The sequence below is a fragment of the Ruegeria sp. BB10 genome, from assembly GCF_056535725.1.
In genome coordinates this window covers 1,774,196-1,800,965 of record NZ_JBQFIW010000001.1, presented here as the reverse complement: position 1 = coordinate 1,800,965, position 26,770 = coordinate 1,774,196, and the positions used below count along the sequence as shown (strand labels likewise).

General features: G+C 56.6%; 26 protein-coding genes. 9 read left to right on the top strand and 17 right to left on the bottom strand.

Annotated elements, in window-relative coordinates; genetic code table 11:
• The first annotated feature begins 3 nt into the window (after positions 1-3).
• The 8 genes from ybgF to ACR3EP_RS09120 all read left to right on the top strand — a co-directional run bounded on the left by ybgF (position 4) and on the right by ACR3EP_RS09120 (position 8,862).
• Positions 4-834 (top strand): tol-pal system protein YbgF, encoded by an 831-nt coding sequence (ybgF, locus tag ACR3EP_RS09155; protein ID WP_170399274.1) that lies wholly within the window; start codon positions 4-6, stop codon positions 832-834.
• On the top strand, positions 831-2,084 hold the full coding sequence (gene tilS / locus ACR3EP_RS09150; RefSeq protein WP_480637419.1) for a tRNA lysidine(34) synthetase TilS: 1,254 nt from the start codon (positions 831-833) through the stop codon (positions 2,082-2,084). The genes ybgF and tilS overlap by 4 nt, the downstream gene beginning before the upstream one ends.
• 76 nt (positions 2,085-2,160) lie before the next feature.
• Positions 2,161-4,077, top strand: coding sequence for an ATP-dependent zinc metalloprotease FtsH (gene ftsH, locus ACR3EP_RS09145; RefSeq protein WP_170362401.1), 1,917 nt, complete (start codon positions 2,161-2,163; stop codon positions 4,075-4,077).
• A 103-nt stretch (positions 4,078-4,180) separates the two neighbouring features.
• Complete coding sequence (locus ACR3EP_RS09140; RefSeq protein WP_480637417.1) at positions 4,181-4,759, top strand: MOSC domain-containing protein; 579 nt, start codon at positions 4,181-4,183, stop codon at positions 4,757-4,759.
• Between the two features lie 163 nt (positions 4,760-4,922).
• Complete coding sequence (locus ACR3EP_RS09135) at positions 4,923-6,599, top strand: formate--tetrahydrofolate ligase (protein WP_170362956.1); 1,677 nt, start codon at positions 4,923-4,925, stop codon at positions 6,597-6,599.
• A gap of 57 nt (positions 6,600-6,656) precedes the next feature.
• Complete coding sequence (locus ACR3EP_RS09130; protein WP_170352146.1) at positions 6,657-6,962, top strand: chorismate mutase; 306 nt, start codon at positions 6,657-6,659, stop codon at positions 6,960-6,962.
• A gap of 53 nt (positions 6,963-7,015) precedes the next feature.
• Positions 7,016-7,906 carry a bifunctional methylenetetrahydrofolate dehydrogenase/methenyltetrahydrofolate cyclohydrolase FolD gene (folD, locus tag ACR3EP_RS09125; RefSeq protein ID WP_170425634.1) on the top strand — a complete coding sequence of 297 codons (891 nt, stop codon included), beginning with the start codon at positions 7,016-7,018 and terminating at the stop codon, positions 7,904-7,906.
• A 206-nt stretch (positions 7,907-8,112) separates the two neighbouring features.
• On the top strand, positions 8,113-8,862 hold the full coding sequence (locus tag ACR3EP_RS09120) for a LytTR family DNA-binding domain-containing protein (RefSeq protein WP_480637415.1): 750 nt from the start codon (positions 8,113-8,115) through the stop codon (positions 8,860-8,862).
• Between the two features lie 6 nt (positions 8,863-8,868).
• Here the strand turns inward: ACR3EP_RS09120 and pdeM are convergent, their stop codons facing one another.
• The 15 genes from pdeM to ACR3EP_RS09045 form a co-directional block, all read right to left on the bottom strand.
• Positions 8,869-9,531, bottom strand: coding sequence for a ligase-associated DNA damage response endonuclease PdeM (gene pdeM / locus ACR3EP_RS09115; protein WP_480637413.1), 663 nt, complete (start codon positions 9,529-9,531; stop codon positions 8,869-8,871).
• A 41-nt stretch (positions 9,532-9,572) separates the two neighbouring features.
• Positions 9,573-11,984 carry a ligase-associated DNA damage response DEXH box helicase gene (locus tag ACR3EP_RS09110; RefSeq protein ID WP_480637411.1) on the bottom strand — a complete coding sequence of 804 codons (2,412 nt, stop codon included), beginning with the start codon at positions 11,982-11,984 and terminating at the stop codon, positions 9,573-9,575.
• 40 nt (positions 11,985-12,024) lie between these two features.
• Complete coding sequence (locus ACR3EP_RS09105) at positions 12,025-13,332, bottom strand: P-loop NTPase family protein (RefSeq protein ID WP_170351466.1); 1,308 nt, start codon at positions 13,330-13,332, stop codon at positions 12,025-12,027.
• 117 nt (positions 13,333-13,449) lie between these two features.
• The gene (locus ACR3EP_RS09100) at positions 13,450-13,995 is read right to left on the bottom strand and encodes a prepilin peptidase (RefSeq protein ID WP_480637409.1); all 546 of its coding nucleotides are present in this window, start codon (positions 13,993-13,995) and stop codon (positions 13,450-13,452) included.
• A gap of 3 nt (positions 13,996-13,998) precedes the next feature.
• On the bottom strand, positions 13,999-14,850 hold the full coding sequence (locus tag ACR3EP_RS09095) for a tetratricopeptide repeat protein (RefSeq protein ID WP_170553807.1): 852 nt from the start codon (positions 14,848-14,850) through the stop codon (positions 13,999-14,001).
• 30 nt (positions 14,851-14,880) lie between these two features.
• Positions 14,881-15,420, bottom strand: a complete 540-nt coding sequence (locus ACR3EP_RS09090; RefSeq protein WP_226689821.1) for a tetratricopeptide repeat protein — start codon at positions 15,418-15,420, stop codon at positions 14,881-14,883.
• 49 nt (positions 15,421-15,469) lie between these two features.
• Positions 15,470-16,450 (bottom strand): type II secretion system F family protein, encoded by a 981-nt coding sequence (locus ACR3EP_RS09085; protein WP_170351461.1) that lies wholly within the window; start codon positions 16,448-16,450, stop codon positions 15,470-15,472.
• A gap of 10 nt (positions 16,451-16,460) precedes the next feature.
• A complete protein-coding gene (locus tag ACR3EP_RS09080; protein WP_170351459.1) occupies positions 16,461-17,429 on the bottom strand; it encodes a type II secretion system F family protein in 969 nt (322 codons plus the stop codon).
• A gap of 11 nt (positions 17,430-17,440) precedes the next feature.
• A complete protein-coding gene (locus tag ACR3EP_RS09075; RefSeq protein ID WP_170351457.1) occupies positions 17,441-18,874 on the bottom strand; it encodes a TadA family conjugal transfer-associated ATPase in 1,434 nt (477 codons plus the stop codon).
• A gap of 25 nt (positions 18,875-18,899) precedes the next feature.
• Positions 18,900-20,132 (bottom strand): CpaE/TadZ family protein, encoded by a 1,233-nt coding sequence (locus ACR3EP_RS09070; protein WP_170351455.1) that lies wholly within the window; start codon positions 20,130-20,132, stop codon positions 18,900-18,902.
• A 195-nt stretch (positions 20,133-20,327) separates the two neighbouring features.
• The gene (locus ACR3EP_RS09065; RefSeq protein WP_170351453.1) at positions 20,328-20,957 is read right to left on the bottom strand and encodes an OmpA family protein; all 630 of its coding nucleotides are present in this window, start codon (positions 20,955-20,957) and stop codon (positions 20,328-20,330) included.
• 16 nt (positions 20,958-20,973) lie between these two features.
• Positions 20,974-22,380, bottom strand: a complete 1,407-nt coding sequence (locus ACR3EP_RS09060; RefSeq protein WP_170351452.1) for a type II and III secretion system protein family protein — start codon at positions 22,378-22,380, stop codon at positions 20,974-20,976.
• 192 nt (positions 22,381-22,572) lie between these two features.
• On the bottom strand, positions 22,573-23,448 hold the full coding sequence (gene cpaB, locus ACR3EP_RS09055) for a Flp pilus assembly protein CpaB (RefSeq protein ID WP_170362506.1): 876 nt from the start codon (positions 23,446-23,448) through the stop codon (positions 22,573-22,575).
• 152 nt (positions 23,449-23,600) lie between these two features.
• A complete protein-coding gene (locus tag ACR3EP_RS09050; protein ID WP_425082206.1) occupies positions 23,601-23,813 on the bottom strand; it encodes a hypothetical protein in 213 nt (70 codons plus the stop codon).
• Positions 23,814-23,903: 90 nt separating this feature from the next.
• A complete protein-coding gene (locus ACR3EP_RS09045) occupies positions 23,904-24,116 on the bottom strand; it encodes a Flp family type IVb pilin (RefSeq protein ID WP_480637405.1) in 213 nt (70 codons plus the stop codon).
• 352 nt (positions 24,117-24,468) lie between these two features.
• Between ACR3EP_RS09045 and ACR3EP_RS09040 the strand changes: the two genes are divergently transcribed.
• A complete protein-coding gene (locus tag ACR3EP_RS09040) occupies positions 24,469-25,335 on the top strand; it encodes a lytic transglycosylase domain-containing protein (RefSeq protein ID WP_170362509.1) in 867 nt (288 codons plus the stop codon).
• Between the two features lie 42 nt (positions 25,336-25,377).
• On the opposite strand, the gene ACR3EP_RS09035 is transcribed toward ACR3EP_RS09040, so the two are convergent.
• Positions 25,378-26,004, bottom strand: a complete 627-nt coding sequence (locus tag ACR3EP_RS09035; RefSeq protein WP_170516918.1) for a CoA transferase subunit B — start codon at positions 26,002-26,004, stop codon at positions 25,378-25,380.
• Positions 26,004-26,708, bottom strand: a complete 705-nt coding sequence (locus ACR3EP_RS09030) for a CoA transferase subunit A (RefSeq protein ID WP_170362511.1) — start codon at positions 26,706-26,708, stop codon at positions 26,004-26,006. The genes ACR3EP_RS09035 and ACR3EP_RS09030 overlap by 1 nt, the downstream gene beginning before the upstream one ends.
• Positions 26,709-26,770 lie beyond the last annotated feature (62 nt).

Genomic DNA, 26,770 nt, shown 5'->3' with positions numbered 1-26,770 from the left:
ACGATGAGACTTGCAGGATGGGTTCTGGCCGCAGTTATTGCGACCGCCGGTGTGGCACAAGCACAGGATCAGCAGACGCTGGCGGATATCCGTCAGGAATTGACAGTGCTGCACGTGGAGATTCAACGCCTAAAGCGTGAGTTTTCGACGACCGGATCTCCGGCGCCGAACCTGTCTGGCAGTTCCATTCTGGAACGGGTCGACGCGATCGAGGCCGAGTTGCAACGCCTCACGAGCCAGACCGAGCAGCTAAATCAGCGGGTTCAGAACGTCGTGACCGATGGCACCAACCGGATCGGCGACCTGGAGTTCCGTCTGGTCGAACTGGAAGGCGGAGATCTGAGTACGCTTGGCGAAACCTCGACCCTGGGTGGAGATTCAGGAGCTACGGTCGGTTCTGCGGTACCCATTTCACCAACGCCCTCTTCGGTAAGTGAGCAGGGGGAACTGGCGATCGGCGAACAATCAGACTTCGAAGCTGCTGCGCTGGCCCTGTCCGAAGGGGATTTTCAGGCCGCAGCCGACCAGTTCGCGCAGTTCGATTCGTCGTATCCAGGCAGCCCGCTTGCGCCCGAAGCACATTTGAAGCGCGGGCAGGCGCTCGACGGATTGGGCGACACGCGTGAGGCCGCACGGGCGTTCCTGGCCAGCTTTACCGGCGATTCCGAGGGTGCGTTTGCCCCCGAGGCCCTGTTTGAACTGGGTGCCGCGTTGGGGCGTCTGGGACAAACCGAACAGGCCTGTATCACCCTGACAGAGGTTGGCGTGCGGTTCCCGGCCTCGGCCACAGTATCCGCTGCCACTCAGGAAATGGCGTCGCTGGGCTGTTCTTGACGGGCGAGGCCGAAACACTCCGATCAGAACTCCGCGCGCGGTTGCCTAACCGACTGCCGCCACGTTTGGGTGTCGCCGTATCTGGTGGCGGAGATTCGGTGGCGCTGCTGCATCTGCTGCATGAAATCGCGCGGTCCGAGCAGGTCGATCTGTTTGCGGCCACCGTGGATCATGGACTACGCCCCGAATCAGCATCCGAGGCCATTTGCGTGGCCGAACAGGCCGCTGGATTGAATATCCCGCACGAAACGCTCCGATGGCAGGGGTGGGATGGTGCAGGCAATCTGCAGGATCAGGCCCGTCAGGCGCGGTATCGATTGTTGACCGACTGGGCGAACCGGAATGACATACCGGCGATTGCATTGGGCCATACAGCCGATGATCAGGCCGAGACCGTTCTGATGCGATTGGGCCGGGCGGCTGGAGTGACGGGATTGTCAGGGATGCCTTGGGTACGGGACCAAAACGGCGTGTCGCTGCTGCGCCCGATGTTGGGAATCACCCGGCAAACCCTGCGCGGCTACCTGTCGCGGATCGGCGCAAGTTGGATCGAGGACCCGTCGAATCAGGACTTCAAATTCGACCGGATCAAAGCGCGTAAAGCCCTGACAGGGCTGGAACTGCTGGGGATTTCTGCACAATCGCTGTCGCGCGTGGCCGAAAATCTTGCACAAGCGCGTGAAGCACTGGCGCGTTATACGCAGGAATCCGCACGACGGGTTACTGCAGTTGATGGCGGGGACATCTGCGTGGACCGCAACGGCTTTGAACGGCTTCCGGCAGAGATCCAACGACGGCTGGTCATTGGAATCACCGCGTGGATTGCAGGACCGGGCTATCCGCCGCGCGGGGCTGCGGTGGATCAGGCTGTGGCAGCCGTTCGGGATGCAAAGACCCTGACTCTGGCGGGCTGTTTGTTGATCCCACACGGCGATAAAATGTGGTTTTGCAGAGAGCTAAACGCCGTGGTGACAGAAATCACAACCCCGGAAAAGCTTTGGGATGACCGCTGGGTTCTGTCCGGCCCTCGGGCCGTGGGCGCCGAGGTGCGTGCGCTGGGTGAGGCTGGTTTGCCGCAGGTGCCGGAATGGCGCGCATTGGGCAAACCACGCATGGCGCTTTTGGCCTCGCCTGCCGTGTGGAGCGGTGAAAAACTGCTTGCTGCACCCTTGGTTGATTATTCCAATGGTTGGACAGCAGAAATCGCCGCACAAAGGCCCGAGTTTTACTCTTCGCTTTTATCGCATTGAACATGCTTGAATCATCTCTATTTTATAGGGCAAACCGGCAGACCCCCACCTGCCGAAATCTTTTGGGAGATATTCCTTGGGCAACGCTCGTAACATCGCCTTCTGGGTCGTTCTGTTTCTGCTGATCCTTGCACTGTTCAATTTCTTCAGTGGTCAGGGCGGAACGCTTCAGAGCAATGAAAGAACCTATTCCGATTTTGTCAGCGCAGTTGAAAGCGGCGAAGTCAAAAATGTGACGCTGGACGGTGAACAGATTCGCTATTCCACGCAAAGCGGCGCGACCTATGTCACCATCAAACCCGCCGATGCCGAAGTCACCAAGCTGCTAATCGATGAGAACATTCCCGTTCAGGCCGTGAAACAGCAGCAATCCGGATTTCAGTCCTTCCTGATCACGCTGCTGCCCTTCCTGCTGCTGATCGGTGTCTGGATTTACTTCATGAACCGGATGCAGGGCGGTGGCAAAGGCGGCGCGATGGGCTTTGGCAAGTCCAAGGCCAAGATGCTGACCGAAAAGCATGGCCGCGTGACCTTTGACGATGTGGCGGGCATTGATGAGGCCAAGGAGGAGCTGGAAGAGATCGTGGAATTCCTGCGCAACCCGCAGAAATTCAGCCGTCTGGGCGGTAAGATTCCGAAGGGCGCGCTGCTGGTTGGCCCTCCGGGTACCGGTAAAACGCTGCTGGCCCGTGCCATTGCGGGTGAGGCAGGTGTGCCGTTCTTCACCATCTCGGGCTCCGACTTTGTCGAGATGTTCGTTGGTGTCGGTGCATCCCGTGTCCGCGACATGTTCGAACAGGCCAAGAAGAACGCGCCCTGTATTGTCTTCATCGACGAGATCGACGCCGTGGGTCGCCATCGTGGTGCCGGTTATGGCGGTGGTAATGACGAACGCGAACAGACCCTCAACCAGTTGCTGGTCGAGATGGACGGGTTCGAGGCCAACGAAGGCGTGATCATTCTGGCGGCCACCAACCGTAAGGACGTTCTGGACCCTGCGCTGCTGCGTCCGGGCCGGTTTGATCGCAACGTGACCGTCGGCAACCCCGACATCAAAGGCCGCGAAAAGATTCTGGGCGTTCACGCACGTAAGACGCCTCTGGGCCCCGATGTGGACCTGCGCATCATCGCGCGCGGTACACCAGGCTTCTCGGGAGCGGATTTGGCGAACCTCGTGAACGAGGCCGCGCTGATGGCCGCGCGCGTGGGCCGTCGCTTTGTCACCATGGAAGATTTTGAGAATGCCAAGGACAAGGTGATGATGGGGGCCGAGCGTCGCTCGATGGTGCTGACCCAGGATCAGAAAGAAAAGACCGCCTATCACGAGGCGGGTCACGCCGTTGTCGGCCTGACTCTGCCGCTGTGTGATCCGGTCTACAAGGCGACGATCATCCCGCGCGGTGGTGCGCTGGGCATGGTTGTTTCGCTGCCGGAAATGGATCGCCTGAACTATCACCGTGACGAATGTGAGCAGAAGCTTGCCATGACCATGGCGGGCAAAGCCGCAGAAGTGATCAAGTACGGCGAAGACCATGTTTCGAACGGCCCAGCCGGTGACATCATGCAGGCCAGCCAATTGGCGCGCGCCATGGTGATGCGCTGGGGTATGTCGGACAAGGTCGGCAATATCGACTATGCCGAGGCGCATGATGGATACTCTGGCAATACCGCCGGGTTCTCGGTTTCGGCCCATACCAAAGAGCTGATCGAGGAAGAGGTGAAGCGTCTGATCCAGCAGGGTTACGAGCGCGCCCACCAGATTCTGACCGAACAGAACGAGGAATGGGAGCGTCTGGCACAGGGTCTTCTGGAATATGAGACGCTGACCGGGGACGAGATCAAGCGCGTCATGAACGGTGAATCGCCCAGCGAGGGTGATGATGATGGTGACAATCCCGACGAGGGCAGCGCGCCCAGCGTGACGGCGATTCCCAAGACAAAGGTCAAGAAGTCTCCGCCCGATGGCGGGATGGAGCCGGAACCTTCAGCTTAAGTACATCAGACCCGGGCATTGTCCCGGGTTTTTTGCTTCACTTCACAGTCGGGATACGTACGGTGCGAAGAGCCGTTGTCAGGAATTTGGAGCGAGGCCCCACATGCCGGTGATGCGAAAAACCGAGTATTCGGCGCAGGTTGTCTGGTTGGGGCATGTCCCGTCAGGTGGCTCGCTGCGCGCCCGTCCGGTCGATCGGTTGGATCTTGATTTTACCGGGGAAACAGGCGCACGTCACGCAGGGGTCAATCGCGCCTCATGTATGCGTATGAAGAACCTGTACCCCGAAGATACTGAAATTCGAAATGTGCGTCAGTTGACGATTCTGTCGTCCGAAGAACTGGACGATATCGCAAGTGAAATGGGGCTGGAAACGCTCGACCCCACCTATTTGGGGGCGTCGATCGTGCTAAAGGGAATACCGGATTTTACCCATATTCCGCCCTCATCGCGGCTGCAGGCCCCCGATGGGCTTACGATGACCGTTGATATGGAGAACCGCCCTTGCATTTATCCAGGGAAAGAAATGGAATCTGACATTCCAGGCTATGGCAAGACGTTCAAAACCGCTGCCAGGGGCCGTCGTGGCGTCACGGCCTGGATCGAACGTCCGGGAACGTTGAAGCTGAACGACTCCGTCTCGCTTTTTGTGCCGGATCAGCGCGCGTGGGAACCCTTATAAGCCTCGGAATGTTGCGCTAACAGCGCCAGAACTGGGTCAACGCCGTTTCACGCCATGATTATGTCGGAATTCATATCCATTGCGATTGTACACGACGGTATGGATTGATCAGCACCGACGTATTGCGTCGGCACGCACGGCATTCAATCAGGGACCCTGCCCAATGAGCTACAAATCCGACATCGAAATCGCCCGTGAGGCGAACAAGAAGCCGATTCAGGAAATCGGTGCGAAAATTGGCATCTCCAGTGACGATCTGCTGCCTTACGGCCACGACAAGGCGAAAGTCAGCCAGGACTTCATCAACTCGGTTCAAGGTCGTGAAGACGGCAAACTGATTCTGGTGACCGCGATCAACCCGACCCCTGCGGGTGAGGGTAAGACAACCACCACCGTCGGTCTGGGCGATGGCCTGAACCGCATCGGCAAAAACGCGATGATCTGTATCCGCGAAGCCTCGCTTGGCCCGAACTTCGGGATGAAGGGTGGTGCTGCGGGTGGCGGTTACGCGCAGGTTGTTCCCATGGAAGAGATGAACCTGCACTTCACAGGTGACTTCCATGCCATCACCTCGGCCCACTCGCTGCTGTCGGCGATGATCGACAACCACATCTACTGGGGCAATGAGTGCGAGATCGACATTCGTCGCGTTGCGTGGCGTCGTGTGGTCGACATGAACGACCGTGCGCTGCGTCAGATCACCGCCAGCTTGGGTGGCGTGTCGAACGGTTTCCCGCGTGAAACCGGCTTTGACATCACCGTGGCGTCCGAGGTCATGGCGATCCTCTGCCTGGCCACCGACCTAAAAGACCTGGAAAAGCGTCTGGGTGACATCATTGTCGCCTATCGCCGCGATAAGACCCCGGTTTACTGCCGCGACATCAAGGCCGAAGGCGCAATGACCGTTCTGCTGAAAGACGCGATGCAGCCGAATCTGGTGCAAACGCTGGAAAACAACCCGGCCTTTGTCCATGGTGGTCCTTTCGCGAACATCGCACACGGCTGTAACTCGGTCATCGCGACCAAAACCGCTCTGAAAGTGGCCGATTATGTTGTCACCGAAGCGGGTTTTGGTGCTGACTTGGGTGCCGAGAAATTCATGAACATCAAGTGCCGCAAGGCGGGCATCGCGCCGTCGGCAGTTGTTCTGGTCGCCACCGTGCGCGCGATGAAGATGAACGGCGGTGTTGCCAAAGCCGATCTGGGTGCCGAAAACGTCGACGCGGTTCAGTCGGGCTGTGCCAACCTGGGCCGTCACATCGAGAACGTGAAATCCTTCGGCGTGCCCGTTGTTGTCGCCATCAACCACTTTGTCACCGACACCGATGACGAAGTGCAGGCCGTCAAGGACTATTGCGCCGAACATGGTGTCGAAGCAGTTTTGTCGCGTCACTGGGAGCTCGGTTCAGACGGTTCTGCGCCTCTGGCTGAGAAAGTTGTGGAAATCGTCGAAAATGGTGCTGCGAACTTTGCACCGATCTACCCCGACGAAATGCCGTTGTTCGAAAAGATCGAAACCATCGCCAAGCGCATCTACCGCGCTGACGAGGTTCTGGCCGACAACAAAATCCGCAACCAGTTGCGCGAATGGGAAGAGGCCGGATACGGCAATCTGCCGGTCTGCATGGCCAAGACGCAATACAGCTTCTCGACTGATCCGACCCTGCGCGGCGCGCCCACCGGCCATTCGGTTCCGGTGCGTGAGGTTCGCCTGTCGGCAGGTGCCGGGTTCATCGTGGTTGTCTGCGGCGAGATCATGACCATGCCCGGCCTGCCACGCAAACCGGCTGCTGAAACCATCTGCCTCAATGACGCAGGTGAGATCGAGGGCTTGTTCTAAGCGCCCGAATGATACATCTCGTGGTCCGGGGGTATCCCCGGACCGCAGGAGATTGAAATGCCCACTCTGATACCGCCGCAGGACTGCCACTCGATGCGGGAATTGCGGGTTCAGATCGACAAGCTGGATCGCCAATTGATTGAAATGTTGGTGGCGCGCGCAACTTACATAGATCGTGCGTCTCAGTTGAAACCCGGCGAGGGGCTACCCGCCCGAATTCCGGATCGTGTCGAAGATGTGGTGCAGCGCGTGCGCACAAGTTCCGACGAGTTGGGCATGGACCCCGATCTTGCCGAGAAGCTTTGGCGCATCTTGATTGACTGGTCGATTGCCCGCGAAGAACGCGTGCTCGGCCCCGAATGAAGAACCGGGCGCTTTGTGCGCCCGATCCGTTTTTGAAAAGAAGGGATCAAAGGATGGTAGCGCAGGTTATCGACGGTAAGGCCTTTGCCGCAAAAGTACGCGGCCAGGTGGCCGACCAGGTCGCAAAGCTGAAAGAAGAAAACGGCATCACCCCCGGCCTGGCCGTGGTTCTTGTAGGCGAAGACCCGGCAAGCCAGGTCTATGTGCGGTCCAAGGGAAAGATGACCGTCGAGGTCGGCATGAACTCGTACGAGCACAAGCTGGACATCGACACGTCCGAAGAAGATCTGCTGGCGTTGATCGACAAGCTGAACAACGACCCAGCCGTGCATGGTATTCTGGTGCAGTTGCCCCTGCCGAAGCACCTGAACGAAGATCTGGTGATCAACTCGATTGACCCGGCCAAGGACGTTGATGGTTTCCACATCTCGAACGTGGGACTGCTGGGTACCGGGCAGAAGTCGATGGTGCCTTGCACGCCGCTGGGGTGTTTGATGATGCTGCGCGACTACCATGGTTCGCTCTCGGGTATGGATGCGGTTGTTGTGGGCCGATCGAATATCGTGGGTAAGCCGATGGCGCAGTTGTTGCTGGGTGACAGCTGCACCGTGACCATCGCACACAGTCGCACCAAGGACCTGCCTGATGTTGTGCGCCGCGCAGATATCGTCGTTGCTGCCGTTGGCCGCCCCGAGATGATCCCGGGCGATTGGATCAAGGAAGGTGCCACGGTCATCGATGTAGGCATCAACCGAATTGAACGGGACGGCAAGAACAAGCTGGTCGGAGACGTAGATTACGCCAGCGCGGCCGAACGCGCCGGAGCGATCACACCCGTGCCCGGTGGCGTCGGACCGATGACCATTGCCTGCCTGCTGGCCAACACACTGACCGCCTGCTGCCGCGCCAATGCCTTGCCAGAGCCCGAAGGCCTGACAGCTTGATCCAAAGGAAAAAAAACTGAACAAATGGACCGAAGAGCAAACGCTTTTTGGTCCATTTGCTTTCTGAAGATTGAATTAAGTTTCACGGGCCGGGTTTGAATGTCCGGTAAATTGGTGATAAGTAAGCTATTCCAGCCGGTTACGAGAGATTGGTGAAAGCCGTGTGGTGTTGGGCTGGAACCTGTAGTCTTGTTTGTTGAGTATGTATGACCGAAGTGCCCAGACCAATTCTGGCCGAATTCACGTTACGCCGAGTGATAGCAGGCGTTGGTTTCCCGCCTTTGTTGGCCAGTGCGTTCCAGCCTTTTCCGGCCATCTACCTGACCTATCCCCAGCGGCTTGTTTTCTGGTTCGGTGTACTGGGATTGGCCCTGTGCGTGACCTGGATCGTCACACGCGTGAGCCGGAAATTTTTCGCAGAAGCCCAATTCAGCTGGCGTGACATTGCACTGGTTTTCTTCATTCTGGTTTTGTTCGTGCCATCTATGTGGCTTATGTCATATCTGCTGTTCTCTGCAGGGGGGCAACAGGCGCCGGATGTTCTGGCGGTGGCCCCTTATGGTGCCCTGTTTGCAACCGGGCTGGTCCTGGTGCGCGGGTATAGTCACGTTGATGAGCCGGTGCAGGATCAGATCGCGCCACCCTCGCCACGCCTGACCAAGCGTTTGCCAGAGTCGTTTTCCGGTCAGATCTATCGACTGACAGTCCGCGACCATGCGGTTGATGTTGTGACTTCAGCGGGGACATTCACCATCCGATCCCGCCTGACTGATGCGATCGCCGAGATGGAACCGGTACCCGGCCACTGTACGCATCGTTCCCATTGGGTGGCAGACGATGCCATTGTCGGGGTTGAAAAGCTGGACGGAAAAACCTTCTTGCGTCTGAAGAACACCGATCTGGTTCCGATCAGCCGAAAATACAAACCGGGGCTAGAGCTAGACGGCCTTATCTAAGCCACTCTATCTGGGCATTGGAATGACCCGAGGATGCGATCCGGTGAGTATGGCTATGGCCTGACCATCCATCAAAGCGTCCAATGTATGATCCGAACTGCGTAACCCGCCAGTATATGTGCCGTAGGCCGGTAGGATCAGCCGCGTCTTGTCCACCAAAAAGGCGGGCCGGGTGATGGTTCGACCCCGCGCGTTCAGACGTGCTTTGGGGTGGTAGTGGCCTGACACCTCGGCTTGCGCTGGTGCCTGCGCGATATGGCGGAAAGTCAGCGGGGCAATCTTACACTCGGACAGATGCGTACCGCCCAGATCAATCGGACCGGGGTCGTGATTACCCTCGATCCAGATCCAGCGCCGACCAGCCTGCAGGGCCGTGATATCACGCTGTTCTTCCGCTTGCATTGCGGCCGAAGCTTTCAGATCGTCGAAGCTGTCGCCCAGGCAGATCACGGTGGCAGGATTGGTTCTGGCAATATCCACAGCCAGCCGGTTCAGGGTTTCTTGACTGTCATAAGGCGGCAGACTCGGGCCGCCCCGCCGAGCGATGCGCTCAGACTTGCCCAGATGCAGGTCGGATACGCACAGCAATTGCTGATCCGGCCACCACAAGGCCCCAGATCCCAATGCCTTCAGGGTCTGTCCCGCAAAAGAAAACGCCACTTCGTTCATGATCCGTTCTTTGCGTGTTTCACCTCCGGACGCAAGCCGTATCAATCAGGTGTTAACCCGGCGGCTTGCATCAACCGCGCGCTTTCTTCTGCCAGTAGGCGTTCTTCGGCCGCGCCCTTGACCGGAACCTTGCCGACCTCAAGAAACAAAGGGGCGGCAAGAGGCGACACGCGATCCAGCCGCAGCAGATCAATACGGTCTCCGATCCGAGCGATCATCGCTTCGATCCGCCCGAAATCCACCAGCCCGCGCATGGCCTCTTCGCGGGTGATCTGCATCAACAAATGATCCGGGTCGTATTTCAACAAGGTGTCATAAAGGATATCCGACGAGAACGTCGCCTGACGACCGCTTTTGCGCTGACCGCCCATGTTCCGTTCGATCAGCCCAGCAATCGTGGCCGAGGCGCGAAAGGTCCGTTTCATCACGGCATTTCCGGCCAACCAAGTCTCAAGCCCGTTACGCAGGGCATCCAGTTGAAACAGTGGCCGCGGGTCGGTCACTGCATCCAGCCCCCAGATTAGTGTGGCATAATCGGTTGCGACAAAACCCAGCGGGGCGAGCCCGGTTTCCTCCATACGTTTGGTCAGCAATAGGCCCAGCGTCTGCTGTGCGTTGCGGCCAGCGAAACCGTAGACGCACAGATTCTCGCGCCCGTCATTCGGAAAGCTTTCGATCAGCAGCCGGTCGCGTTGAGGCAGGCGAGACATGTCGCGCTGCAGAGACAGCCAGTCGGCAGTGTGTTTAGGCAGTTGCGGCCAATCCGGCTGGGCAAACATCCGCAGAATCCGGTTGCTTAACTGCGTCGAGGTGGCGAATTTCGTGCCCGCAAAAACAGCAACTTTCGGTTTTCTGTCCGCACGGCGGCTGACCTCAACCACCATCTCGCGCAGGCCCTCATAGCGGACAATCTGCCCCCCGATCAGAAAGGTATCTCCGGGCGTTAGCGAGGCGGCAAAGGCCTCTTCCACTTCACCCAGCGGTTTGCCTCCGCGGTTGCGTTTCAAACGTACCTTCAGCGTGTCGGTGTCCTGAATGGTGCCCAAGTTCATGCGGATACGCTGCGCTGCGCGCGGGTCGCGCAGCTGCATTTGTCCGTCTGCGCGCTGTTGCAAGCGCTGCCAGCGATCATAGGCGCGTAGGGCGTAACCTCCGGTCGCGCAGAATTCCAGACAGGCGTCGAATTCATCGCGTGACAGATGCGCGTATGGCCCAGCTGTGGTCATTTCCGAAAAAAGCGCGCTGGCGTCGAACGGGCCTGCCGAAGCCGCTATCAAGATATGCTGGCATAGCACATCGCGGGGGCCAGAGCCGCGCGGTTCACCGTCCAGATCATGCGCTCTGGCGGCCTCAAGTGCCGCGACGCATTCCACCACCTCAAAGCGGTTGGCAGGTACCAGCAGGGCCTTGGAGGGCGCGTTGTAGCGGTGGTTTGCTCGCCCGATCCGTTGCACCAGTCGTTTGACATTTTTAGGCGCACCAATTTGGATCACAAGGTCCACGTCACCCCAATCGATGCCAAGGTCCAGGCTGCCGGTACATACTATGGCGCGCAGGTCGCCCCGCACCATGGCGGCCTCGACCCGCTCGCGTTGCTGTCGGTCCAGACTGCCGTGGTGAATGCCGATGGGCAGGCCGTCATCGTTGGCAAGCCACAGATTGTGAAAGAAAATCTCGGCCTGTGCGCGGGTGTTGTGGAAAATCAGCGTTGTCTTGTGTTGCTTGATCTGCTCGAGCACCGCCGGGATCGAATAAGCTGCACCACCGCCGGACCAGGGGGGCATTTCCTGCGTTTCCAGCATGCGGATATCCGGATCAGGTCCGGGGTCGGCCTGAACAATCTGACAAGGGTCCGGATGACGAGCAAGAAAGCGCGCGATGGCCTTGGGATCCTCGACCGTAGCTGAAAGACCGACCCGGCGCAGGTTAGGGCACAGGGTTTGCAGACGCGCCAAGGCCAGCATCAACTGATCTCCTCGCTTGCTTTCGGCCAATGCGTGGATTTCGTCGACAATCACCCGTTGCACCCCCGCAAACATCCGAGGCGCGTCCTCGTATGAGGTCAGCAGCGCCAAGCTTTCAGGGGTGGTCAGCAAAATATGGGGTGGGTCTACACGCTGCCGCTTTTTCTGCGTGGCCGAGGTGTCGCCGGTGCGGTCTTCGATCCGAATGGGTAGGCCAATCTCATCCGCAGGGCCGCGCAGGTTGCGGCGGATATCAGCGGCCAGTGCCTTGAGCGGAGACACATAAATCGTGTGCAACCCCTCATGCGTGCCATCTGCAAGTTCCGCCAATGTCGGCAGAAACCCGGCCATTGTCTTACCGCCCCCGGTCGGCGCGATCAGCAACGTGGCCGGGTCCAAGGCCCGGTTGAACATATCATGTTGATGGGGGTGAATGGACCAGCCCTTGGCGGCAAACCAAGATGTGATCCGGGCGGGAATCTGCGTCATACGCGCAGATTACCCGGCCCTTTACCGAAATGGCACGGCGTTATTTGACGATGGTCTCGTCCTTGACGAACATGTTTGACCACGCGCGGTCGATCAGGTCAGGGCTCATCTGATAAGGGATGCCCTCAAACTCGCAGATCGAGATCATCTGGTCGATCAGGAAGATCGGCTGATAATTCGCATAGATATTGTTGATGGTCGGGTATTTAACCTTCAACAGATGGACCAGAGCAGCCTCGTCAAGCGGCATGCCGCGTTTGCGCGCCACCATGGCAAAGATTTTCAGGAAGTTCTCCTGGTTCGGGCCGTCGATCTTGATCTTGAAGAAGATCCGGCGCAGGGCCGCTTGGTCGAAGATTTCATTCGGGTGGAAGTTGGTCGAGAAGATGACCAGCGTGTCGAAGGGAACTTCGAACTTTTCACCCGACTGCAGGCCAAGGATATCCTTGTTCTCTTCCAGCGGAACAATCCAACGGTTAATCAGGGCCTGCGGTGGTTCCTGCTGACGGCCAAGGTCGTCCACGATGAAGATACCGCCGGTCGATTTCAACTGCAAAGGGGCCTGATAGGTTCGCGCTGTGGGGTTATAAACCAGATCCAGCATACCCAGCGTCAATTCACCACCTGTAACCACGGTTGGACGTTCGCACTGAACATAGCGTGTGTCGAACCGTTTGCGGCGGCGCAGGCTGTTGGGATCGTCTGGCTCCTGTTCAATCGCAGTATGAACGATCGGGTCATAAACCGTAATCACCTGACCGGCATATTCGATGGCGAAAGGCACATAGACATTATCGCCCAGTGCATCGCGAATCCCGTTTGAAATCGAGGATTTACCGTTGCCCGGAGGGCCATACATCAGGACCGAGCGACCGGCGCTGACCGCCGGGCCCAATTGATCCAGCAGGCTGTCGGGCAGAACCAAGTGGCCCATTGCGCCAATCAGCTGGTCGCGGGTCACCTGAATGTTGCGGATCGACTGGCGTTTCACCTGTTCGCGGTAGACGTCCAGCGGTACGGGCATGGCGCCGAAATATTCTGACTGGCTCAACGCGTCCAGTGCGCGGGCCTTGCCGGCATCAGTCAGCTGATAACCCATCTCATTACCGCTGTTGGCATTCAGGGTACCGGTGGCCTCGATCAGCTTTTGCTCGCGGGCCATGTCGATCAGTTCCTGCGTGACGGAGCCCGGCAGACAAATCGCCACGGCGATCTCGGACACGGTGTCTACGTTCTTGCGAAAGATCGTTTTCAACATGATGTCGCGCATCATGACGATGGGCAGTCTCATTTCGCCCAAACCCTTTGGGGCAGGGGGGGCCATTACCGAAGTTGTCTGCATATTCATGAGCGTTGCCCGTCTATCCAGTATTCACGCCAATGGCCCCAATAAGGGCCGCTTAGGGGAAATCTGGCCCGGCTTTGTGGCAGTACCAAGGCGGCGACAAGGCGCGTTAATGATAGTTTACGAGCCGTAAACAGTGCCTAAGATCAGGTAAATAGCCAGGCTGCCACCAAGAGGCAGGCCCATTGGAAAGTGCTTCTTCCTGTTCCAGCTTTCCCAATTTGGCGCAACGTTGCGCAACGCGGTATGCATGGCCAGTCGATGCGTGACAAAGGCAGCAAGCGTGGTGGCTGCCAGAATAAACATCACCAGAACCCAATCCCCAGACCAGACAAAAGGTGAGGCGGCGGCCATGAACTTGGCATCCCCGGCACCCAAAACGCCAGCGGCATTAAACAGAATGCCCAAGATCAGCACGGTCACAATATGCAGCAAGTGCCAGACGTAAGGGGGAAGTGCCACCGAGAACGACCAGATCGTTAGTGAGGTCCACTGGGTGGACCACGGGGACAGCACAAACAACCCGACAATGGCGAAAATGACGGCCAGCGCAACAACGGCGTGGTTCTTGATCAGCATGTCCCGCAAGTCTGTGAACGCCACGTAAAAGCAGATCGGCAGAACAAACGGAAGAAACCACAGCGCAGCAAACGCGGGAATACTCATCAATCAGGCATCCTCAAGCGCGCGCAGCGAGCGGACAGCCTCGTCAAAATGCTGTGGATGGGTGGCGATGGCTTCGCGGAACAGGTTTTTGGCTGTCGCCACATCCCCTTGCTTGACCGCAGAGATACCCATCGTGTTCAGCAGCCTGGCGCGTTCCACCTGTGTCATGGGAACAACCGGTAGGCTGTAATTTCCTTGCGCAGCTCGGGCCAGAACCAGATTGTTCTTGGCGGTGAACAGGGATTTGTCCTGACGGATCGCCTCGGTAAACAGGCGTTCGGCTTCGGCAAACTGGCCGCGTGTCAGCTTGGAATAACCCCAATTGTTCATGACACCACCGGGGCGCGTGGTCAGGCCGACCGCGGTTTCATAAAAGTGGTCTGCGCGTTTCCAATCCTGTTTGGAGTCTGCGACCACCGCTTCAAGCCGATACCGTTTGAAGGTTTCATAAGTGGGTGGAATGGTATCCAGAACCGATTTGGCCTGCCCCCAATTGCCGGCACGTACAAGCGCGTCAGCATATTCGAGCTTGTCGACGTTTCCGGCGCCTTTCATCGTCGTCACCTTTTTCCAGGCGGCAACGGCTTCGGTCGACCGTTTCGCACGAGACAAGGAAATCGCCAGTCCCCGCTGCAGGTCAATCCGACCCGGATTTTTGGCGGCTGCGCCTTGAAAGTAGGTGACCGCCTCATTTGGATCGGCGGCGGTCAGCAAGACCTCGTTCAGGTTGGTCTCGTCAATGACGTTGACCTCCTGATAGGTACGCTCGACCTTTTCTTCCTCGGTTTCTTTTTCGCAGGCAGAAAGGATCAGCCCGCACATCACGATTGGCGCAATCAAGAATTGTTGGCGCATTTTTTGCGTCCCTTACTGCTCTTGCCTGTTTTACGGGAGCTTGCGCAGCTTGAATTGCCCGTCGCCTTGCTGCTCCAACGTATATTCTTGTTCTTCTGCCGTAGTATTAACAGGATTTTCCATTTTTGCGAGCGCTAAGCGCAGATTGTCCCGGATTGCGTCACTTTCGCCATTGTCCAGCGCAAAGGCCCGCTTGAAAACCTGCGCGGCCTCGGGATATTCGCCCTTTTCGACCAGCACCACGCCTAGATTGTTCCAAGCAACTGGCCAGTCAGGATTGTCCTTGACGGCCCGTCGCAGTAGGGTTTCGGCCTGTCCTAGACGTCTGAGCCCCAGATTGGCCGTGCCCATCGCCGTCAGGATTTGTGTTGTCATCCCCTGATCCAATGCGGCGCGGGCAAAAGAATCCAGCGCCAGCTCGTATTCCCCGGCGGCCATCAACCGGTTTCCCACCGTAATTTCGTCCGCCCTTTGACCTTTAGGGTCAATTCCGGGGACGTCCAGATCATCTGACGACCCTGTCTCAGTGCAAGAGGCCACCATGGCGATCACCATGGCGGCCTTTAGCATGTGGCGTATACCGTCGTGGATGCGCCTGAAGCCTACTAAATTTGGGTTATTAATTACCCGCCGCAAAATCAGCGATTCCTTTTGCCGAAGGTCCGACCAGAATAACCAGCAAAGGCGGCACCGTCAGGATCATTGTGGCAAGAGTCATCTTGGTTGGCAACTTGTTCGCGGCTTCTTCGGCGCGCATGACCCGTTTGTCGCGCATTTCGCCAGCGTAGACCCGAAGCGCTTCGGCGATCGAGGTGCCGAACGTCGCGGACTGGATCATGACGGTCACGAATGAGCTGACATCTTGCACGCCGCAGCGGGTTCCAAAGTCACGCAAAACCGTGTCCTTGTCCTTACCAGCCTTCAATTCATAAGCGACAATTTCGAACTCTTGCGCGATATCGGGGTAGGAGGCCTTCATCTCACGCGCAACCCGTACAATGGCTTGATCCAGAGATTGTCCGGCCTCGACGCAGACCAGCATAAGGTCCAGCGTATCGGGAAAACCGGCGACAATTGCTTCATTACGTTCGGCAACACGCCGGGTGATCCAGTAGCGCGGCAGAAAATATCCTGCACCTGCCGGAATCAGAACCCTAAGAGCCATCTGTTGACCAGTGAATTCCTGGCCACCCGACAGGACGGTAACCAACATGACGCCGACCAGAATGCCGATAATACCCAGCGCAAATTGTGCAAAGTGGAAGAACCGCACAGCATCCTTTGAATGATATCCGGCTTGCCGCAGCTTTAGCTGCATTGCCGACAGTTCGGCTTCGTTTTGCGGCTCAAGGAATGTCGCGAACTTTTCAAGCTGCTCGTTGCGGCTGGTGTTGCGAAGCTTGTCCTTTTTGGATTTCTTATCGTGTTTTGGTGCGGCAGTGGATTTTTGCAGCTTTTTCAGAGGGTCCTCTGGTTGGTTCAGCATCAGAGTGACAGCGATTAAGATCATCGCCAGACCCAAAACGCCGATCACGATAAGTGGACCGAATTCGCCAAGGTACTGTTTGATCAGGTCGTTGATTGGGGCCAGAACTTCCATTGCAATTCCCTCAGACCTTGATGTTGGTAAGAACGCGCATCACGATCAGGTTCAGCGTCAGCATGATGCCCACGAAGAAACAGGCCGGGATGAACAGGGGATGATCAACCACGTCGTCATAGTAATTGGGATCTGTCACCATGATGAACAGCAGGCAGAAAAGGGGAAACCCTGACAGAAACTTGCCGGACCATTTTGCCTCGGCGGTGATCGCCTTTACACGCCGGAACAGGCGGAAACGGGCGCGGATCACCTTAGCCAGACCAGCCAGAATTTCAGCAAGGTTACCGCCTGACTGTTGTTGGATACCCACGGCCACCGCCAGAAAGCGAAGGTCCTGCATGTCCAGACGTTCAGCCAGATCACTCAGCGCCTCACCCACGTCCCGGCCATAGGCGCATTCGTCGGCAATGACACCGAACTCGGTTCCCAGTGGGTCCTGTACTTCGTTTGCGACAATCTGAATGGACGACACAAATGGGTTGCCCACGCGCAGGGATCGGACCATCAATTCAACCGCGTCAGGCAGTTGCTCTTCCATCATGCCCATGCGTTTACCGGCCTTCCGGCTTACCCAGGTGTAGACACCGCCAACACCGATAAAGACCGACAATGCCACCCGCAGAACCATTTCCGTTGCGGTGCCGACGCTCAGGCCGACGAAAGCAAAGCCTGACAAAAGGATCATGACCATGATCAGTTGTTTCGGGGTGAAGGCAATAGCTGCCTTCTGCGCTTTGTCAGCCAACAGCGAATAGAGCGGGATGCTCTGCGTTTTCATATGCTGCTGCATTTCCTTGCGCAGCTGTTCCAGCACTTGTTCCCGCCCGACACCTTTGTCGAGCATATCCAGACGCCGGTTTACACGGCTGTTCAGGCTGATGGATTTGCCGAAAGCCACCAGATAGATGCCTTCGACCAGGGCGAACACCGCGACGAAGATCACGACATAGATGAGCGCCTCAACAGGCAGTTGCATTGCCAGATCTCCTACATATTCGTTGGTTCATAGACCGAAGCGGGCAGGTCAAAGCCCCACAGGCGGAAGCGCTCAGAATAGTGACTGCGCACGCCGGTCGCTGTGAAGTGACCGATGATTTTGTTGTCCGGTGTTAGCCCAACACGTTGAAATTTAAAGATTTCCTGCATTGAGATCACATCGCCTTCCATGCCCGTAATCTCGGTGATTGAGGTCATCCGACGCGAACCATCCTGCAAACGGCTGGCCTGCACGATCAGGTTCACAGCTGACGAAATCTGGCTTCTTACCGCTTTGATTGGCATTTCGATACCGGCCATCGCGATCATGTTTTCCAGGCGCGAAATCCCGTCGCGCGCCGAGTTGGCGTGGATCGTGGTCATCGAACCGTCGTGGCCGGTGTTCATGGCCTGCAACATGTCGATCACCTCGGCGCCACGCGTCTCACCCACGATGATGCGGTCAGGACGCATACGCAGGGCGTTTTTCAAACAGTCGCGCGGGCTGACCTCACCTTTGCCTTCGACGTTGGGCGGACGGCTTTCCATCCGACCCACATGGGTCTGTTGCAGCTGAAGTTCCGCCGTATCCTCGATTGTTAGGATGCGTTCTGCGTCATCGATGAAACTGGACAAGGCGTTCAGTGTGGTGGTTTTACCCGAACCCGTACCACCTGAAACGATGATGTTCAGACGGGTTGACACGGCGGCCTGAAGATAAGCGGCCATCTCTTCGGTAAAGGCACCGAAATTCACCAGGTCATCGATGCCCAGCTTGTCTTTTTTGAACTTACGAATTGAGACCAGCGATCCATCCACGGCAATCGGCGGCACCATCGCATTGAAACGCGAACCATCAGCCAAGCGAGCGTCAACGTAAGGGTTGGATTCATCGACACGACGTCCCACAGCGGACACGATCTTGTCGATGATCCGCATCAGGTGCTTTTCGTCTTTAAAGGTGATGTCGCTGATTTCCAGCCTACCGTCGCGTTCCACAAAGATCTGTTGCGGACCGTTGACCAGAATATCGTTGACGGTATCGTCCTGCAGCAAGGTCTCTAGCGGGCCAAGACCCGTCACTTCGTCATACAGTTCCTTGTTCAACTGCGAGCGGTCCTCGCGGTTCAGAACAATGTTCCGGGTTTCCAAAATTTCGCTGACAATCGAGCTGATTTCCGCGCGCAATTCAGATTCGCCTGCATTTTCGAGCGCCGCTAGGTTCAGGTTTTCCAACAGTTCGCGATGCAGTTCGATCTTGATCTCGCCAAGGCGTTCCTTGCGCTTGCGATCGCGATCTCCGGCCACCGGTTCGGCCGCCTTTTTCTGCACGGGCCGTCGAGCGACGGCATTAGCAGTGGGCTTTTTTTCCGCAACAGGTTCAGGTGTCGCGGCCGGAGTTTGAACCGGCTGCGCTTCGGGCTGTTTCTTGTAACGTGAAAACACGGCGGCTCTCTCCCTTTAGTACTGGTTACGCGGCCTCAGCGTCGCTGCTGCCCAAACTATGAAGCGATTTCGCAAGCTTCGCGATTTCGCGGCGCAGCGGATTCTTGGCGGCTGCATTGGCCAGCGGTTGTCCGTGGTCGCCACTCTGCATGACCGGCTTGCCGCCATCCGGCAATTGCAGGTCAATGGAGATACCCAGGCTTTCACCCATCCGTTTGACCCGGCTTTTGCCGTTCAGATCGGTAAATTTCGGCGCCCGATTCAGAGCAAAGCGCAATTTGTTGAAAGGCAATTCCTCGGCCTGCAGCGCACGTTTCAGGCGCAGCGCGTTCTGAGCCGAGCGCATGTCCAGTTCAATCATGGCGAAATACACATGTGCGGCCTGAAGAACGGTTTCAGACCAGTGAACCAGCGTCGAGGGCATGTCCACGATCACATAATCAAAGTTCCGGCGGGCTGTTTCGATCACGCGCTGAATATCTTCGGGTGTGATCAGATCGAGCGGCACCATGTCCGATGGCGCTGTCAGAACTTGCAGTTTCTCTTCATAGGTTTGCAACGCTTGAGAAAATACGTCGTCATCCATCAGCGATGTGTCCGAAAGCATTTCAAAGACAGTTTCGCGCCGTGGTAAATCCAGATAGGTCGAAACTGTGCCGAATTGCAGATCCAGATCCAACAGACAGACTGATGGCGCGTCTTTGTCCGATACGGTGGCCAATTCCCAGGCCAGATTGACTGCCATAGTGGTGGAACCGACGCCTCCGGCAAGTCCGTGGACCACAAAGAGGGCCCCTTCTTTCGATTCACCTTGCGCCAAAGGTGCAGCGGCCTGCTGTACTGCAACTGGATCGGGCTGGTTCATCCGGGCGATAGCTTCCTGCAATTCGCCTTCGGGCAGAGGGTAGGGGACGAACTCGTCCGCGCCTTTGCGCAACAGTTGGTGTAGAGACGCGGGAGTGACGTCTTCGGCGATCAGGACGATTTTGATCTTCTTTTCTTTGGCTCGCGTGATGATCTCACCCATCAAGGACAGGTTGTCTTCATCTTCGCCGTCAATCGCCAAGGCGACAAACTCCAAAGAATCGGCATCAGGTTGGCTGAAGAATGCCAGAGCTTCGGCAAAACCGAGATCACCCCATCGTTCTCCCAGTGCAACCTCCATATCTTCGATCAGAAGGTCGAAATTCTGGACGTCACGGCTGATGGTGCAGGCCAGAATGGCGTTTTTATCATCTTGTGGCGATGCGCTCGTCATTAACACAATCCTTGTCGCGAGAGCCGACCAACCCAGAGAACCCGAAGATTCTGTCTGGTTCGCTCTTGCCCCGTCGCGGCCAGATTTGGCCGCAGGTCACCTAATTGTTGAAAATTTGGCTTGGAACTTAGGCAAGATTTAGGCGCAAAAGAACCAATTGTAGGGAAATGGGCGACGATGTCGCCCAAATCCGACTTATTGTTCGGTTGTATCGCCAACTCGTGTCTGGCTACGCAGTTGCGCCTCGTACGTCGCGCTTTGTACATATTCGCGATAGACGATGGCGGCATACTTGCCGTCCAGAACCAGCGGGTTGCGATCCACAAAGCCCGAAACCTCGGTCACGGTGCGGCGGTTGCGCCGATCGCGATTCGGGGTATCGATCAACGGGCGTGACTTGCCGAAGGAAACGACAGCCTCAAGACGTGAGCGCGAGATGCCCTGCTGTGTCAGGAAGGCAACCGCCGCATTGGCGCGTCGCTGGCCCAGTGCCTTGTTGTAACCAGTCGAACCGACGGCGTCGGTATGGCCATAGACCCGGAACCGCGCTTCGGGGAACTGTTTGATCCACGCAGCCTGCCGCAACAGAACCCGCTGAGCCGTTTCGTCCAGCTTTGCGCTGTCAAAGGCAAAGTTGATCTGCGTCGGAACCTCGGCCGCGAACCGCTGACCCAGGATTTGGGCATAGGTCAGTTCGCCGTTCATGACCTGGGTGTTGTTCAGGGTCGCATTCCCGAAAGCACCTTGATCAACTTCATACCCGGCTTCACGCGTACAAGCGGCGACAGCAACCGAAAGACCCAGTGTGATTATCCACTTCTGCATTGGTCCTATCCTCCTATCAATCCAGAACGTAGCCGTAGGAGCTGCCAAAGTCCTGCTTGGCTACTTCCGAGGCTGCGCCGGCACCCGGGCGCGTTGTACGACCGACTTTGCCGTTCACGAACAGATCAAATTCGCTGGGCGGCTTGACCCGATCTGTTGGCAATGCCAGCGCTTCACCACGTGTCGGCGAAACCAGATGCGCAGTGATTATGATAACCAGTTCGCTTTGTTGGCGCTGGTATTCCGCAGAGCGGAACAACGCTCCCAGCACCGGAATATCACCGACCCAGGGAACTTGGCTGTTCAGGTCTGCAAAGTCATCTTGAATCAACCCCGCGATTGCGAAGCTCTCACCATCTCGCAATTCAACCGTCGTGCTGGTCTGACGAGTGACAAAGCTAGGAACTGTATCGCCTTGGATAGTAAAGTCTGAACTGGTGTCAATGCTGGACACGGCGGCGGCAAGCTCAAGATTGATCAGATCGCCATCCACAACGCGTGGAATAAAGTCGATTTCAACGCCGAACGTCTTGTACTCAATGGCAATAACACCATCTTCTTGCGGCACCGGAATGGGAACTTCACCGCCGGCAAGGAAGGTTGCTTCCTGACCCGACAGGGCAGACAGGTTTGGCTCTGCCAGACTGCGGGCAAGACCTTTGGCCTCCAATGCTTCCAGCAGCAAACGCACCTGCGTCGATCCGGCCCCAAAGCCGAACAGGATGGCGCCTGTATTTGTTTGAAGTATGGGGATATTGTCGTTCAGTGCGTTGGCCAGAGCACCCGCATTGTTGAGGGTGTTGAAACCACCTGTCACGTCACCGCCGCCGAAGCCCAGCGAAGCGGTCAGGCTTTTGGCCACCGAGCGGTTCATCTCGGCAAAACGTACTTTCAGCATGACTTGCTGTACGCCCCCGACTGACATCAGGTTCGAAACACGCTCGGGCGCGTAACGCTCGGCCAGTTCCAGTGCCCGCGCCAGTTTTGCGCCGCTGGAAACCGTTCCCGAAAGGACGATGCCATCATTGGCTGTGCGCACTTCGATCTGTTCACCTGGCAAAATCTGAACCAAACGCTCTTTGAATTCAGATACATCCGGCGATACGCGAACCCGAACATTTGCCAGCAGGTTACCCGCGCCGTCAAACAGGGTCAGCGTGGTCAGGCCCGGAGCCTTACCCAGCACATAAATAGTGCGATCCGAAAGCGACGAGATATCGGCGATGCCGGCATTAGCAATGCTAAGTTCGGCGAAAGGTTCTTCGCTTTCCACCACAATTGCGCGGTTCATCGGAACGTCCAGCGTTTCCGCTGAACCATTCTTTACCACGCGCAAAGTTTCAGCCCAGGCCGTATGGCCGACCGGACCAACTATAAGCGCCAACCCCATAAGGGTTGCGCTGATCCAAGTACGTATTGTCATGTGACCTGCCTCTCCGATCACGCCTCGTTTTTTGGGTCTATGCCCTATGTCAGGTAACACTGCGCGAATTACGAATTTATTGCAATAATCAAGGGTTTCTGGAATTTTCCTTATGTGGACAATGCGCAACATGCATAACGAAACAAGCCGCGCAGTTGGCGCGGCTTGTATTGGTAAATCTCTGATTTAACGTCAGTTTGTGCAAGGAATTTCGGTTTGCACAATTTCTCCGCTACGTCGAACTCTCGTGTAGCATTTCCGTTCTTCAGCCTGAACCGGGGCGGGGGCTGCTTCTTTGATTCCCAACAGTTTTCGCTGGTCCACTTCAACCGCACTTGCGATTGTGTCGTCCTGCACCCCAACTAAGGCCAATGACAAGCGACCTGTGTTCTGTGCTTGGGCCAAAGCCGCGATTTCTTCTGGGGTGGCGGCTACTGTCACAGTACGCGCAATTGTTGTGCCCGTCAGATCTGATCCCGCTGACTGGTCAATCGCGACCAATTCGATGTTGGTCTGAATCAGGCGGGTGATTTCGCCGACTCCAGCCTGAAGGTTGCTGTTAACGGTTCCGGTCCAATACACATCTACACTATCACCAGGGCGCAAAAAGCCAGAAACACCAGACGCAACATCAACGCTGATCGCAAAAGCGCGTTTACCTTTTTCTATCCGTGAGGTCAGACCTGCAGCCTCCCCAGGATTGGTGACTTTGACCTCCATGAGGGCCTCGTCTTTTTCCATCGCTCTCAGGACGAATCGGTCTCCCTTAGCGTCTTCAGGAAACAAAACGGCCATGTCCACGAAGCTGCCTTCCGGGATTGCTTCGTCAGGCCAGTTGACGACACGAACGTCTTCCTTGGTCAGGCGCTCTCCGTATTTCATGGCTCGGTTGGATACAAGAACGCCAGTGGTCCCTTCCAGGGCGGCATTTTCCAACGCTTGTTGCGCGGCCAGGCGTTCTCGGGCGAGTTGGTCCTGATGCTGTGCGATGTAGTCGCGCGCCAAATAGACGGCGCCTCCGGCCAAAGCCACCCCGACAATCAGGACAAGTCCAAATACTGCACGCATTCACGTCCCCTCATATTGTTCTATTTTGGTTTGTTCGCCGTGACATTACGACGAAGTCCAGTCCTTCGTAATGTTAAATTGTGTCGAAAAGGGGGACAATCTCGATTAATTTCGTGATTGTAATTCCGCACTCATTCTGAGGCGTTTCCGCATCAGGGGCTGGTGGCAGAAAACTTGGTTCGAATGTCTTGAACCTCAACCGCAGAGACTGCGGCACCATTTTTTGCGTCCAGGTTTTGCACAGGATCTGCGATGTAAAGACCGATGAAAGAACCAAACCCAACCAGCATGGCTGTCAGCACAACCCAATCAACCGTTACGGCCCCGTCCTCTTGGCGAGAAAATGTTGCAAGTCTCTTCAGCATAGGAGCACCACTTTAGGGATATTGCATAAAAAGAGGGGCCAAGCCTAAGCAAGCATGGCCCCACCATATAAATCTCTACTGGCGTTTATATTAGCCGCCGGTTGTGCCGAACTTGGTTTTGATGTCTTCAACCGTGGTGCCGTCGATCTCGGTACCGATCTTGTCCGACAGAGCTGCGGTGCCATCACCGATCGCGCTGTAAGCAACAGCGGCCAGGCCAACGATAGCTGCAGTCAGAACGACCCAGTCAACTGTTACGGCGCCGTCTTCGTCTTTGCGGAAGTTCTTGATGAACTTGATCATGTTACGTCCCTCCTAAAGGATCAAAAGTCAAATAAACCTCGGGGTCTATCAGAGCTTTCTCTCTCAGTCCGCTCCCGACCGTCTCGGTATGGCACTATGATTGCCTGTCAGGCGTGGCAGGAATTGGGCTAAACACCATTTTTTTTCTTTTCCGCTTAACTTTTTGGTAGTTTTTTCTTCAAGCTATTGAAAGTAAACAAATAAAAGTTCGTTACCGATTGGGGTGTTCTGTGTTGCCGATGCAAAATTGCGCCAAATGAGGCGAAATTGCCCCATTTCGACGTGTTTCTCTGGCTTTACAACGGGATTCGCGGTTCAAATCCCGTAAAAGAAAAAACATGAGGCAGGCAAAATGAAACTCCGGGACGCAATGATCTGCGCCGGCACGTTGGCTTTGATAATGTCAGGGCCCTTGCCCGCTATCGCGAATGAAGTTGAACCCAGGGGCGTATATAAAAGAGTAAAGCCCCCCAAACCGGGGACGCGACCCAAGATAACTGTTCAGATTTCGCCCGAAGAACATGCATCGGCGCCCTTCGCGCCCAGCACCGGGGCCGAGCTCGTTATTCCTGAGATCGTCAAACGCGCCAAGGTTGTACCCCCAAGTGTTCCAGGGACTGGATCGCAAAACAAGCCGGTCGGGTCTTACAAGGCTTTCTGGGATAAAATCTCACCTGCTTTGGCCGAAGCAGGAGCCTGGCGGTTGGATGCAGCCATAAACGCGCTGGCCGCGACCAATGTGGCCTCACCACGTTTGCAGACGCTCCAGAACATTGCGCAACAACAAGGGATCGAGATTCTGCGCTCGACCGTAGGAACAAATGTATCGCCGGCTTTGGTGCTGGCCGTGATTTCGGTTGAATCAGCGGGTCGTGAGAATGCGGTCAGCTCAGCCGGGGCGCAGGGGTTGATGCAGTTGATGCCAGCCACCGCCAAACGATTTGGTGTTAAGGACAGCTTGCAGCCGTCTCAGAATATCTCGGGCGGTGTGAAATACCTGAACTGGTTGATGGAAGAATTTGGAAATGATCCGATCCTAGTGCTGGCTGGATATAATGCGGGTGAAGGTGCTGTGCGCAAGCACAGCGGAGTTCCCCCTTATGCCGAGACGCGGGATTACGTGCCCAAAGTCCTTGCGGCCTTTCAGATCGCCAAGGCCCTTTGTTCAACCCCGCCCGAGTTGATTTCGGATGGCTGTGTGTTCCAAACATTGAATTGATAGAGGCCCGCCAGAACCGGCGGGCCTTTTAAATCTAGCGGATCAGTTGACGATCTTGGCCTCGGTGGCGGCACGAATCTCGTCTTCGGTTACACCTTCGGCGATTTCGACGATCTTCAGGCCACCGTCGACCACATCCAGAACACCCAGATTGGTAATGATGCGATCCACCACTTGTTTTCCAGTCAGGGGCAGGGTGCATTTCCTCAGCAGCTTGGACTTGCCGTGCTTGTTAGTGTGATCCATCACAACGATCACGCGGCCAACACCGGCCACAAGATCCATCGCACCGCCCATGCCCTTGACCAGAACGCCGGGAATCATCCAGTTGGCCAGATCACCTTCCTGATCAACCTCCATAGCGCCCAGAACCGCTGCAGCAATCTTGCCGCCCCGGATCATGGCAAAGGATGTGGCGCTGTCGAAATAGGACGTGCGCGACAATTCAGTGATCGTCTGTTTTCCTGCGTTGATCAGGTCGGGGTCTTCTTCACCTTCGAACGGGAAGGGGCCCATGCCCAGCATGCCGTTCTCGGATTGTAGAGTGATGTCCTTATCACCCACATAGTTCGCCACCAGCGTCGGAATCCCGATGCCGAGGTTCACATACATGCCGTCTTCCAGCTCTTGCGCCGCGCGGGCGGCCATTTGATTGCGGTCCCAGGGCATTATGCTTCCTCCTTCTTGCGGGTGGTGCGCTGTTCGATGCGTTTTTCGTGATCGCCCTGAATGATCCGGTTCACGTAGATGCCGGGCAAGTGGATCTGGTCGGGATCCAGCGAACCGCGTGGCACGATCTCTTCGACTTCGGCGATGCAGACCTTGCCGCAGGTCGCTGCGGGCACGTTAAAGTTGCGGGCGGTCTTGCGAAAGATCAGGTTGCCGGTGTCGTCGGCCTTCCATGCCTTGACGATGGCCAGATCGGCAAAGATGCCTTCTTCCATGATATAGGTTTCGCCGTTGAAATCCTTATGCTCCTTACCCTCAGCGATCACGGTGCCCACACCTGTCTTGGTATAGAAGCCGGGGATTCCTGCACCACCAGCACGCATACGCTCAGCCAATGTACCCTGCGGGTTGAATTCCAATTCCAACTCACCCGCCAGGTACTGACGCATGAATTCCGCGTTCTCGCCGACATATGAGCTGATCATCTTCTTGACCTGCTTGGTTTGCAGCAGGATGCCGATGCCGAAATCATCGACGCCCGCATTGTTCGAGGCAAAGGTCAGGTCCTGAGCACCCGACTCCTTGATCGCCTCCAACAGCAATTCAGGAATACCGCACAGGCCGAACCCGCCTGCTGCGATCATCATGCCATCCGACAACACCCCATCAAGCGCTTCGGTGGCATTGGCATAGACTTTCTTCATGGAAAACTCCCCCAATGACATGGTGATGGGCAGGTTGTGCCGCCACGTCACGGGGAAGTCAA